12 protein-coding genes are annotated in these 12616 nt (G+C 46.9%); 4 read left to right on the plus strand and 8 right to left on the minus strand.

Going from position 1 to position 12616, the window contains the following annotated elements:
* Window positions 1-79: 79 nt before the first annotated feature.
* Window positions 80-1315: a sodium/glutamate symporter gene (gltS, locus tag R7H07_RS10685; protein ID WP_005374448.1), complete on the minus strand. Its 1236-nt coding sequence runs from the start codon at window positions 1313-1315 to the stop codon at window positions 80-82.
* Between the two features lie 862 nt (window positions 1316-2177).
* On the opposite strand from gltS, the gene R7H07_RS10690 reads away from it, so the two are divergent.
* The 4 genes from R7H07_RS10690 to R7H07_RS10705 all read left to right on the plus strand — a co-directional run bounded on the left by R7H07_RS10690 (window position 2178) and on the right by R7H07_RS10705 (window position 5837).
* Complete coding sequence (locus R7H07_RS10690) at window positions 2178-2972, plus strand: DUF4344 domain-containing metallopeptidase (protein WP_065275575.1); 795 nt, start codon at window positions 2178-2180, stop codon at window positions 2970-2972.
* A 24-nt stretch (window positions 2973-2996) separates the two neighbouring features.
* Window positions 2997-3383, plus strand: a complete 387-nt coding sequence (locus R7H07_RS10695) for a thiol-disulfide oxidoreductase DCC family protein (RefSeq protein WP_206959531.1) — start codon at window positions 2997-2999, stop codon at window positions 3381-3383.
* A gap of 175 nt (window positions 3384-3558) precedes the next feature.
* Window positions 3559-5220: a methyl-accepting chemotaxis protein gene (locus R7H07_RS10700; RefSeq protein ID WP_206959530.1), complete on the plus strand. Its 1662-nt coding sequence runs from the start codon at window positions 3559-3561 to the stop codon at window positions 5218-5220.
* Between the two features lie 122 nt (window positions 5221-5342).
* Window positions 5343-5837 (plus strand): peptidylprolyl isomerase, encoded by a 495-nt coding sequence (locus R7H07_RS10705; protein WP_158173314.1) that lies wholly within the window; start codon window positions 5343-5345, stop codon window positions 5835-5837.
* A gap of 117 nt (window positions 5838-5954) precedes the next feature.
* On the opposite strand, the gene R7H07_RS10710 is transcribed toward R7H07_RS10705, so the two are convergent.
* The 7 genes from R7H07_RS10710 to R7H07_RS10740 all read right to left on the minus strand — a co-directional run bounded on the left by R7H07_RS10710 (window position 5955) and on the right by R7H07_RS10740 (window position 12613).
* The gene (locus R7H07_RS10710; RefSeq protein ID WP_115386890.1) at window positions 5955-6590 is read right to left on the minus strand and encodes a DUF2268 domain-containing putative Zn-dependent protease; all 636 of its coding nucleotides are present in this window, start codon (window positions 6588-6590) and stop codon (window positions 5955-5957) included.
* Window positions 6591-6658: 68 nt separating this feature from the next.
* A complete protein-coding gene (locus R7H07_RS10715) occupies window positions 6659-7450 on the minus strand; it encodes a LytR/AlgR family response regulator transcription factor (protein WP_053303980.1) in 792 nt (263 codons plus the stop codon).
* 15 nt (window positions 7451-7465) lie between these two features.
* Window positions 7466-8488: a sensor histidine kinase gene (locus R7H07_RS10720; RefSeq protein ID WP_115386889.1), complete on the minus strand. Its 1023-nt coding sequence runs from the start codon at window positions 8486-8488 to the stop codon at window positions 7466-7468.
* Window positions 8489-9835, minus strand: coding sequence for a hypothetical protein (locus tag R7H07_RS10725; protein ID WP_132936201.1), 1347 nt, complete (start codon window positions 9833-9835; stop codon window positions 8489-8491). It lies immediately after the preceding gene.
* A 45-nt stretch (window positions 9836-9880) separates the two neighbouring features.
* Entirely contained in the window at window positions 9881-10666 is a 786-nt protein-coding gene (locus R7H07_RS10730; protein WP_005374475.1) for an outer membrane lipoprotein-sorting protein, read from the minus strand.
* Window positions 10659-11927: an ABC transporter permease gene (locus R7H07_RS10735; protein ID WP_158173313.1), complete on the minus strand. Its 1269-nt coding sequence runs from the start codon at window positions 11925-11927 to the stop codon at window positions 10659-10661. The genes R7H07_RS10730 and R7H07_RS10735 overlap by 8 nt, the downstream gene beginning before the upstream one ends.
* The gene (locus R7H07_RS10740; protein WP_158173312.1) at window positions 11915-12613 is read right to left on the minus strand and encodes an ABC transporter ATP-binding protein; all 699 of its coding nucleotides are present in this window, start codon (window positions 12611-12613) and stop codon (window positions 11915-11917) included. Before R7H07_RS10740 ends, R7H07_RS10735 begins: the two co-directional genes overlap by 13 nt.
* Window positions 12614-12616: the final 3 nt, after the last annotated feature.

The raw sequence follows: 12616 nt of genomic DNA on the forward strand, positions 1-12616 counted from the left end.
AAATCGAGCCATAAAAAAACGGTCACAACCTGTGTTGTGACCGTTTTTATTTCGCCTCTAGGAGCTCATCCACTTAACTTTAACCAAGGAATGAAATGTAGCCTTGCAAGATAATTAAGTTGACGATGTCGATAAAGAAAGCGCCCACAATTGGCACCACCATAAATGCTTGTGGCGACGGGCCAAATCGGTTAACGATTGAACCCATGTTCATTACGGCTGTTGGGGTTGCACCCAAGCCAAAACCGCAGTGCCCCCCTGCAATAACCGCAGCATCGTAGTTGCTTCCCATCACTTTGAACGTAACATAGTACGTAAAGATAGCTAAGACGACAGACTGCACAGCTAAAATAACCAAGAATGGAATCGCTAGATCGAAGATATTCCATAACTTCAAGCTCATCAGAGCCATCGCTAGGAACAGAGATAGCGATACCGTACCTAACATATCGACCGTTTCGGCATCTAACTTACGAATCTTGGTCACTTCCAAGAAATTCGTAATGATCACACCAATGAATAGCGCATATACGAAGTCTGGAATCATCAGCCATGAGATTTCATACGTGCTTACCCATTGCTCGACATACTTGGCCCCAGTAACACAGATCAGTAGGAAGAAGAGTTTCTCCACCACTTTTTTCGCCGTTACTTTATCTTCTTCGTATTCATTGTAAGTCACCAACTCCGGGAATTTCTCGTGAGTTTTGGCATCTCGACCACCACGACCATACTCAGACTCTATGCTGTTCTTTTCGACCAGGCGCTGCGCTACAGGACTACCAATGATACCGCCGATGATCAAACCAAAAGTCGCTGATGCCATTGCAATTTCTAAGACGTTATCCAATCCATACACGTCTTGAAAGGTTTGTGACCACGCAGCACCTGTACCATGACCACCTGACAGAGTAATCGAGCCAGCAATTAACCCCATCAAAGGATCTAAACCGAGCGCCGCCGCAAGTGAAACGCCAACGCCGTTTTGTATGATGATGTAAAACGATGCGACAGCTAAGAAGATAAAAACCTTCGCACCTCCTTTCATCAACTGAGTGTAATTTGCGGCCAAACCAACTGTCGCAAAAAACATTAACATAAACGTATTTTGTAATGGCAAGTCGAACTCTAAATCGATGCCGTTGAAATGAAGAGCAGTAATCATGCAGGCCACAATAAGACCACCTACAATCGGCTCAGGTATGTTGAATTTCTTTAAAATCGGTAGCTTAGCATTAATAAAATGCCCCAGGAAAAGCACACTGATTGCGACCAAGAAGGACTCCAGTGCACCTACAGATATTAAATGATTCATATCGCCTCTTATTATTGTTCTCTTCATTCTCCGTAATGAATGAGTGTTAGTTTAACCTTCGTTCAATAGCAAATTTTCTCGCTTTATTGTTTCGAAAATACTCAAAAAGTTGGTGTAGATGCGCCTTAGGCTAGTTTAAGGGGCGCTCCTTAAGCGATGTGTCAGTTTTTACGCTGTTAGCAAGCCCTTAAATGTGAAAGGAGCTGATACAGCTCCTTCAAATGGCCCCTCGCAATACCTGTGCGTTATCGCTTGGGGTGTCGTGTTGTGAGTAAATTCTGGGTGACACTTTCTGAACCACTTCGGGCTCCCTTACTTAAACAGAATGTGTCAATTACTATCAAACAAAGTTCCTTCCCGTTGTAACCGCTAAACGCCGAGAGCGCGTTCAAAACAATTGGGTTTGCCTGTTCCTGTCGTAGCTTTTCAACTCTGGCTCATGGTGTATAAACGAGCCGAATCCAAGGAAACTCTCAGGCTGCAACAAACGTTTTCGTTACAACGGAGCAGGATTATAACATATCGCTGATAATTTTCTTCAATTCAGTGACATTCACCAACCCCATGGTTAAACCTTGCAATGATTAACTGCCTATTATCATTTTCACAGATAAAGATCGAAGCACAGTTACTCAGTAAGCTTCTTAGAATACGATGCATAGCTAATAACTTCACCGCCGTTCTTATCCAAGAGGTCTTGATAAACGCCCTAGAGAACCAAGCAGCCGAAATATGCGATGTTATCATGATTGCTTTTCGAGACCGACGTCCCGACTTTGGCTAATGAGTACAACCCCAACTATGCATCAGACAAAAACATGTATAATTTTTTATACAAGTTATTCAATAACAAGAGTCCCACATGAACATTCATTCGCTTTGCCCTGCGCTATTACTCAGCATAGCCTCATCAGCTACAGCAGCTGAAAACATTCGTATTCAATATTCTCCCGTAGAGACAACTCATGAAAAAATAGCCCAACAATCTATTCAAAGCAGCGATGTAAACACCATCTTTGCTGAGCTATCTCAGGCCTACTTTCCATTTGATAAAGCTCTCACGCTGGTTTACGGCGGAGAAGATGGTCCAATGTATGATCCTGATACACACACAATATACGTTCCTTACACTTTTTATTTGGAGTCGCTCAATTACTTCTCCAATAATCAGTATGAAGAACGCTTCGGAAAATCCCCAAAAACAGGGGCGCTAGATACGTTATTGCACACTTTACTTCATGAAGCTGGACATGCTTACATCGAAGATCAAAGCATCCCTGTTCTCGGAAAAGAAGAAGATGCGGTCGATAATTTTGCCACTATTTTAATGATTGACTTCCTAGAAGATGGCGCAGATATGGCCATTAGCGCCGCCGACATGTTCGCATTCGAATCCGACGACAGACCGGACTACTACGATTTTGGCGAGTACATTGACGAACACAGCTTTGATTTGCAGCGTTACTTTTCAACGTTATGTTTGGTGTACGGTAGTGATCCGGAGCAATACAAAGCCTTACTCGATGAAGTAGAAAAAGACTACCTGCGTGATCGCAAAGAGTTCTGCCAATTCAATTACGGCAACATTCGCGACAATTGGCTGCATTACTTGCAAAACAATGAACCAAAAGAAAATTCGCCACGTAAAAGCGATTAGAAAATCTCAAACAAGAAGACCGCAATGACAAAACTCACCATATTTTATGACGGAACCTGCCCGCTTTGTGCCAAAGAGATGAAGGCGCTAAAACAACGCGATGCCAAGCAGCACATCAAAACCGTCGATATCTATAGTGATGCATTCGCAGATTATCCTCAGATCGCTCCTGAACAAGCCAACACCATTTTGCACGCCCTCAACGAAAAGGGGGAGCTTCTGCTTGGGTTGGACGTGACTCATCGTGCGTGGCAATTAGTTGGTCGCGGTTGGCTCTACGCTCCACTGCGTTGGCGCCTCGTTAAACCTATTGCTGACTGGCTTTACCTCAAATTCGCAAAGAATAGGTATCGCGTCTCATATTGGTTAACAGGGACTTCTCGTTGCAATAGTGGGTCTTGTTCACGTTAATTGTGATCCCGCTTAAAAATGCTACGACCTTCGTCTAGATTTACAAATTTCCAGTACTTCTGATTGAGTAACTCGGTTAATCTCTAAGCATTACAACAATAAGTATTAACACTTTTATCAGGTAAGCTTATTCAGCTTGTCACTTGTAACGCTGCGCCGAGAGAAGGACGTCTCTATGAATCTGACGATCAGAAAACGACTATATATCCTTTCAATAATTCCAATTCTAACTATGGCAATAGGCATGATGTGGTTCACCTACCTACAAACCACTGCCTACAACGAGCACGAGATTGAGCAAACTCGAAGTCGAATGATGGAGATGAAAAAAGCCGAACTCAAAAGTTACGTGCAAATGGCGCGTTCCGCTGTCGAGCCACTACTCGCACAAAATGCCCCACTGGAAGAGGCTCTGCCTATCTTGAAACAACTAGAGTTTGGTCAATCCGGCTACATCTTTGGTTATGATTCAAAAGGCGTTCGCGTCGTGGTGGGTAAAAACACCAAAGGCATCGGGGAAAACTTCTATAACTTGCAGGACAAGAAAGGCAATTACCTGATTCAGGATTTGCTAAAAAATGCCAAAACTGGTGAGTTCACGACTTATTACTTCCCGAAACTCGGTCAGAGTGAAGCACTACCGAAACTGAGCTACTCAGTCTTTATTCCTGAATGGGACTTGATGTTGGGAACGGGTTTCTACACGGACGATATCGACGCCATTGTGGCAGACATGGAAAAAGCCGCACACGAAGATCTCAACACCACACTAACTGCGATAGCCCTGTTTTGTGCCTCGATTACAGCGATAGTTGCAGTCTTTGCCGTGTTTGTTAACCGCAGCATCATGAAGCCTATTGAGCAGTTTGATGCTTCAATTCACTCTTTCGCGCAAGGCGATGCAGATTTAACCGCGCGCATGGAAGAACCGAGCGTGCCGGAGTTCACCCAACTTAGCCGTAACTTCAATATCTTCGTTGAAAGCCTGCAAGGCATCATTAAGAGCGTTAGCCACGTAGGACAAGAAGTGGTTTCAGAGACCAACGAGATGTCACAGCGTGCATCGCAAGTGGATGAATTAGCTTCTGGTCAACGTGAAGAGACCGAACAAGTCGCTGCGGCAATGACCGAGATGACAGCAACGGCGCACGAGATTTCAAACAACGCTAACCAAGCAGCGCAATCAGCCAGAGACGCCGATGAAAACTCACAACAAGCAAAACACATTGTTGATTCAGCAGCGAACTCTGTCGAAGCACTCGCGCTAGAGGTGTCGGAAGCCAGCACGGTGATTTCTCGTTTAGAGAGCGACGTAAAAAACATTTCTTCTTCTCTGGAAGTGATTCAGGATATAGCCGAGCAAACTAACCTATTGGCACTGAACGCAGCCATTGAAGCAGCCCGTGCAGGCGAACAAGGTCGCGGCTTCGCAGTCGTTGCCGATGAGGTTCGTAAACTGGCGAGTCGCACTCAAGACAGCACAGGCGAAATTCACCAAATGATTGAGCAATTGAAGTCTGGCTCGGATGCGGCAGTGAAAGCCATGGGCTCAAGCCAAGCGCGTGGTGAAGCAACGGTTGAGGAAGCACGAGCAGCCTCTGCCGCACTGCAAGAAATCCAAGCCGCAATTGCTAACATCATGGACATGAACACGCTTATCGCAACGGCAACTGAAGAGCAAAGCCAAGTTGGGCAAGAGATTTCACAACGTATTGAAGTGATCTCTCAACAAAGCAGCCAATCGGCGCACCTTGCGAATCAAAACCGCGCAGGTAGTGGCAACCTAAACCACAAAGCTAACGAGCTGTACGACTTGGTCGGTCGCTTTACGGTTTAACGCTTTCCTCACCCACTCACCATTCAAACAGCGACGCCAAAACGTCGCTGTTTTTATTTCTGCTATCCTCATACGACTTAGCTATAATGCCGCAAACTAAGCACCCACAAGGGCAAAACCAGATGATTATTATGACCACCAATTTCGGTGACATCGAGATTGAACTGAACCTAGAACGAGCACCAGTTAGCTCAAAGAACTTCAAAAAATACTGTGAAGATGGCTTCTACAACGGCACCATTTTCCACCGCGTTATCGACGGCTTTATGATCCAAGGTGGCGGTCACACCGAAGACATGGCAGAAAAGCCAACACGCGCCCCTATCGCGAACGAAGCAAACCGTGGTCTAAAGAACCTTGTTGGCACTATCGCAATGGCGCGTACCGATGCACCGCACTCTGCAACGGCACAGTTCTTCATTAACTTGGAAGACAATGATTTCCTAGACCACACCGCTACTACCAACCTAGGCTGGGGCTACGCCGTGTTTGGTAAAGTGACCGCGGGTATGGATGTCGTAAACCGCATCGCGAAAGTGAAAACGACCTCTAAACTTGGTCACGATGATGTGCCATGCGATCCAATCACTATTGAGAAAGTGACAGTCAGCGAATAAGCCCATTCGCCTCTTCGGAGAAACCGTCGCTATAAAACGAAGAAAGCGCCTAACGTCTGATGACTTAGGCGCTTTTTGTTTTTATGACTCAGCCGATTAGTTTGGCTTGTGCCAGAGTTATTGATAGAAAAGCTCGGCTTTTGCTCCGACTAAATCAAGCTCGGAGCCTTGAAAATCAGCCAGATATTCAACAACAAGGTTGTACCCAACCCAATACCCCATGTATTTCGGCCAGCGGCTTTCATCGCTGCCAAGAAAGTAAGCATCGAAGTTGTAATCTAGGCTGGTCAGCTTGTCTTTCATCTCAGCGTAGAAAGGGCGCCAATCTTGATCTTTGATTTGCTCAAACAAACTCGGAGTGACGCCGCCATTCACCTTACGTTCGAAGTGACAAGCTAACCCTTCCATAATTAGTACATCACCAAGTGCAACGCCACTTTCTCCCGCTCGCATACGGAACAGGTGATGCAACTCATGCGCTAACACCGCAGCTAGTTCTTTCTCAATAACGTTTTTAATATCAGTACGTTGAGTATCAAGCAGAATCTCTACACGATAGGCACTTAAGCAATAGCCACCAATCCCCGTCTGCGGTACGTCATTGCGATCAAACGGGCTAATGGTGAGGTCAATGTTACTCAAATCAAAGTAACTAGAAAGTTGTGAGCTCAGATCATCAAGTTTCTGATGCAAATACTCAGAGATTGGAGACAGTTCTCCCGTCGCATTTAACAGGGTTACGCGATAACTCATTTATCTTCCTTGATAATGTGGGTTAAGAGCAGCGAGTTTACAGTGTAAAGAGTGAGCAGTTCTAGCGATTACATCCCTTTGAACAAACTTTGAGATGCGCGACTCACCGGAAGCTTAGTTTCTCCAACGTGAACAAACATTCTTCCAGCAAAGTCTTTGTTTACTTTGCTAATTTTGCACACTTGCACAACGCTTGAACGGTGTACTTGCCAGAACTGTTCTGGGTTAAGCTGCCCTATCAACTCTTTCAACGATGTGCGAATCAAATACTCCTGCACTTTGCCTTGTCCTTGTTGGGCATACACAGAAACGTATTTTTCTTCCGCTTTGAAATACAACACATCAGACGTGGCGATCAGATGAATGTCTTCCCCTTGCGTCGCTTTGATCCACTGAAGATATTGCGGCGTTTGTGGCGCGGATAATTGCTGCAACTGCTCTAACAGGCTGCTCATCTGCACATTACTGCTTTCTTGCTCTCGCTTAGCAAGGCGTGCTTTCACTCTTTCACACGTCGTCAGGAGGCGCTCATCCGAGATAGGCTTGAGCAAATAATCGGCGGCATTTTGCTCAAAAGCTTTGATGGCGTAATCATCGTACGCTGTGACAAACACAATCAAAGGTGGATTGGCGAGTTGATTGAGTTTTTGCGCTAATGTCATACCATCCAAAACTGGCATACGAATATCGAGAAACGCAATATCAGGTTGACTTTGCTCAATGGCTTGCAACGCTTGTTCACCATCGGCGACTTTGGCTATCACCTCTAGCTCTGGCCACACTTCAGCTAGGCTTTTATCAAGATGACGCCTCAATAACGGTTCATCATCAGCAATAATGGCAGTAAACCCTGTATTCATTCCTTTCTTCCTTGATTACGATTCCATTGGCCAGCGCAAGCGAACACAAACGCCACCCTGAGCAGACTCACTGATAGAAACCTCTCCTTGACCTGCGAACAAAGCTTCAACTCGCTGCTTGAGATTACTTAGACCCACGCCAGACCCCATGTGCCCACTCACGTGATTCAAGCCAACACCTGTGTCTCTGACTTCAATCTTCAAGTTCTGTTGTTCGCGCTTAATGAGTAAGCTGACTTCGCCACCTTCTCGCTTCGGTTCAATACCATGGATGATGGCGTTTTCGATTAAAGGTTGGAGCATCATCGGCGGTAACTCGGTTCTGCCTAGTCCCTCTTCAACCTCAATCTTGTAGCTGAGTCGGTCACCCAAACGGGTTTGTTGGATGCTTAAGTAAGCCTCAAGTAACGCCGTTTCATTGTCTATGGTGGTGTGTTCTTCGCGTGAGCTTTTTAGCGTTGCTCGCAGCAGCGCGGTCAACTGTTCTAGCATCAGCTTGGCTTTATCGACATCTTGCGACATGAGCGCGCTGATATTCGCCAAGGTATTGAATAGAAAATGCGGTTCAATCTGGCTTTGCATCTGCTTAAGCTGACTCAGCAAGAGCGCACGATCTTGCTCTGCTTTCTCGCGCTTGATGGCTTCCAACTCTCGTTGAGCAACCGCCTCTTTCTCACGCGAGTAAAAATAGAAATAACACATACCGCTAAACAGTAATCCCATTAAGCCAACAGGGATCATATCGGAGATACCAAAATACTCTCCGAGCCAAAATTGCGCATTAATCACCCCAAACAATAAACAGGCAACAAGCGAACACACCACTTCTATCATACGTGGGATGGTTGGAAATAAACGGTCAATCAACCATGAGAAGAAGATAGCCGAATAGCCAAATCCAAAGCTAACCGCCACATGAATGTAAAATGGACCGCCCCAAACCGAGAGCGTCATTGCTGCGATAAAGAGACAAAATGCCGTGGTCACTAATAAGCTACGCGGCCATCCACTTTTCACCACTGATTTTGCTGAACACATTTAGAATTTCCCTTTGATGTTAAATACAATCATATGCTTATCATTGATTTGTGCGTAAGCAGATTGGTCGTCTCCGGTTAAAAAGCGTGCGGCAACTTCCACTTCTACACTTTGATCGCCGGTATCAATCCATTGGTAGTTAAGCCACTGCGTGACGATCACACCACCATCTTGTGGCGACAGCATCACATCCAACGTAGGGGTTACATCACTTAACCAGCCCATATCCGCTTTGCCGTTCCATGCAGCCCATGCTTCCAAATCCCAACTCCAGTGCAGCATTAGGCTATGCTGAACGATATTGGCATGCTGAAACCCTTGGGCGTAGCTTGTCGCAAGTAGAGCGCTGCTAGCCAATAGAGAGTTGTTAGGATCAGGGATCTGAGAGAGTAATTCGCCGCGCTCTATTGCTTGCTGCCATTCGCTTTTCGACCATGCTCGGCTGTCGTACCAATATTCAGCAATCACGTTGTGTCCAGCTTGGTTTGCCCAGTTCAATCCAATTAAGGCTTGGAATGCACTGCCCTGCTCCTCAACTGAAACGGGTCGGTAAAGATCATCCTGCTGAAACTGATAGCCAACACTTTGCTTTTGCCACAGCATGGAACCGTGCATGGCGATGGATTCATCCCACACCGCAATGGCACTGGCTCCGAGTAAACCTCGGCGCACATCATCGTAATAACCAATAAGTTGATACTCGGTATCACCCACCAGCGCATAACGACGAATACCAACACCTTGCTGCTCTGCGGCTTGATCAAGTGCACTTTGATCTTGTTGCCCCCAGCTTGAATCCGTCGCAATAACTGTCCACTCGCCGGCCATATCGTAGTGTGAAAGTGAAAACACGCCCGCCCCCTCTTCTGCGACTAAGCCAACCGGGTTTTGTCGATAAGGCTTAAACAGGTCCAAAGGTCGGTAGCCATAACCCACGCCCCAATCCACGCGCAACTTACCCAAACTCACATCAAGTGTAGTGTCACCGACTTGCCACTCTCCTAGCCAAGCAAGCTCTCGAATCAGTAGTTGGTTATCAGCTTCACTCAACCACTCACTCTCTCCTTGTTGGTTGAGGTACAACCCTTGGCTGTACAGAGCAAACAAGCCACTAAAGTTTTGATAATTCACCTGCACATCCAACAGTGCATTCAGTGAATCACGAGAACTGCCCTGCGCCTGCATAAATGCGCTGTCACGCTGCTTGGCAGTTTCGTAACTGACAGCCCAATCCCACTCAAAACTCAGCTCATCATTGGCAAAAACTGGGGCTGCTGCGCCCACACACAACGACGCAGCAATCAACAAACTGGTGCTTTTGTTAAGGTTAGGCTGGCGCGGTTTCATGTGACTTCCTTGCTCGTTTTCATGCTTCTATTTGCAAAGCTCCGGCTAAAGCTGAGTCGTATTGGCTTTAGGCAAATAACTTGGGTTGTAGAACTTGTTATCCAGCTGCCAAGGCACGATTTCTTGGTACTCGATAACGGTCTTTTTGCTCGGCTGAATGCTATCAAGCAAGGTCATCTCACTGACGTAGTCTTCACCGTTGTCAGTTGCACGCCCATATTGCGCTTGCTTGGCGAGTTTGCCAGAGCGCAAGTAGAGATCGGCTTTGATTGGAAATGCATCTTGCTCAGACAACCATAAGTCGATCTTCTGATAACTCGCCCCTTTGGTTTTCGCGGTTAAAGCAAGATGATAAGCCGCGACACTCTCTCCGTTCACCGAGACAGTTTCTGTCGCTTTCCATTCACCTTGATAATCTTGGCTCCACGTCAGGGTTGAGATGTCGCCGATAGACGCTTCACCAAGCAGCTTTTGCATTGGCGTAATGCGAATCGGACGGCGGCTCTTTGGCATTTGCAGCCAGTAGTTGTCGCCCATCATCAGCATCTTTTGCCCGGCTTCAACCGCTGATTTGAACACCACCAGCGATTCACGATTTGGACGCGTGTACACGTGGTAAAGGCGGGTTTTATCTAACTCTTGGTCTTGATATAAGCGCACCAGTGACACTACTTTGGAGGAATCATCTTGCAAGCGGTAGCTGTCCGCTTTTTCAATCAATTGCGCAACTTGCTGTGCATCTAGCGCTGTTTCATTCGCACTGGCATTGATGCTTGCAACGCCAGTTACCGTCAGCAATGCAATTGGTAATAGTGATTTGAAATTAAACATAAATCAGTGCCTCCGTAATTGGCTTGTTCACCCCTTTGCGTGCCGAGAAAAACGCCGCAACCAAACAGATCATCAATACTGCGAATCCTGCGACAGCCACCAGCTCCCAAGAGAAGTAAATCGTTAATGGGTAACCTTCTGTGCGTCCTGGCGGTGGCGGCATTTGCACATCCACGACCATCAGTAAGACGGTAACTAACCCAGTAAACAAAGCGCCAATTAAGCTGCCAATAACCGCAAGCAACCCTGCTTCGCGCAAAAACCCAGCAATGATTTCGCGAGGGTAGCTACCAAGTGCTGACAAGGTGCCGATTTCACGAGTACGCTCGGTGACCGACATGGTCATGGTGTTGAACAGGGCGACAAAGACCACCAGCGCCATCACTGCCCCCATAATGCCGAAGATACGGTCGTACAAATCTTTCACTTTGAGATAGAAGAACGCGCGCTCTTGCCAAGGCGTAATCTCAATATCTTGATCACCAAAGTTCTGTTTTTGCTTACTCAGAACCGAAGCCACTTGTTGCTCGACTTGGTTAGTTAAACTGGTGTCGAACAGGAAGACAGATAACGCACTGACTTTGTCTGAACCGAGCAGCGATTGCGCACTGTTGATGTGTACGTAAAGCTGGCGTTTATCAAGCTCGGGCACGCCTGTTGAGTAGATGCCTCGTACTTTGAAGTCATACGCATTCAATGCGCCATCGGTAGTGGTCGCCAGCAAGGTAATCCAATCGCCAACGTGCACGCTTAGGTTGTTCGCCAAATCAACGCCGAGCATCACCTCTGGCTCTGCAGGGTCATAACGCGATGCATGAATGTTGGACAGCGTTTGCCCTTCGCGCAGATCCAAAAACGGTCCTTTCATATCGAATTCGCGTTCGTTAACACCAATGCCGATAAAGATCGATGACTTGTTGCCGTTGGAAATCAAACCGCTGAACTCAACTCGAGGCTGCACACCTCGCACTTCATTCAAGCCAATCAATTGCTTGGTGATGTCGTCAGCATGAGTTAACCCGTTACTCAGTGGCATTTCTTCTTCTTTAGCGAAGTAACCCGGCGTGGTTAACGTCAGATGCCCCGTGTCACGAGCTGTCGACTCTTTCAAACTGTCGTAGGTGTACAGACCAAAACCGCCCGCACTGGTTAAGGCAAACACGGCAATGGCGATGATCAGCATCGACAACAAACTGCGGCGGCGATTGCGTTGCAGGTTCAACCAAGCAAGGCGAACGGAAACTGGAATTAGCTTGCCCATGATACCTCCTCCACACTTGCGTGCGTTTGGGTAATTTTGCCATCCACCAACTCAATGGTGCGGTCACAACGGGATGCCATGCGAGGGTCGTGAGTGGCGACGATAAAAGTAGTACCAAGCTCGTGTCCGAGCCCTTTCATAATATCGATGACCTTGTTGGCAGTTTGGCTATCAAGACTTGCGGTTGGCTCATCAGCAATCACCAACGCCGGTTTGTGCACTAAAGCGCGCGCAATTGCCACTCGCTGCTGCTGACCGCCTGATAGGTTGTCTGGCATGTGATGAATAAACTCGCCTAAGCCAACGTGCTCTAGCATTTGTGTGGCGAGCTCGGTTTGTTCCGCTTTTGAAAAACCGTTGAGATGCAGCGGATACGCCACGTTCTCTAGTGCCGTCATCACAGGGACAAGATTGAATTTTTGGAACACAAAACCAAGCTTTTCACGGCGCATTTTCGCCGCCTGCATTTGTCCGGTTGGGTATGGGGTGCCTGCAAATGTCACCTGACCTTGGTATTGAGTATCCAGCATGCCAAGCACGTTAAGTAGGGTGCTTTTGCCTGAACCAGACGGTCCGCATAATGCCACCATTTCGCCGGCAAACACTTCACCAGACACATCTCGCAATGCATGCACCGTTTGGCTGCCAAGGGCGTAATCGCGGCTAAGTTGATTAAAAACAATCATGAC

The organism is Vibrio sp. Vb1127, assembly GCF_033338735.1.
In the GTDB taxonomy this organism is placed as follows: Bacteria; Pseudomonadota; Gammaproteobacteria; order Enterobacterales; family Vibrionaceae; genus Vibrio; species Vibrio alginolyticus.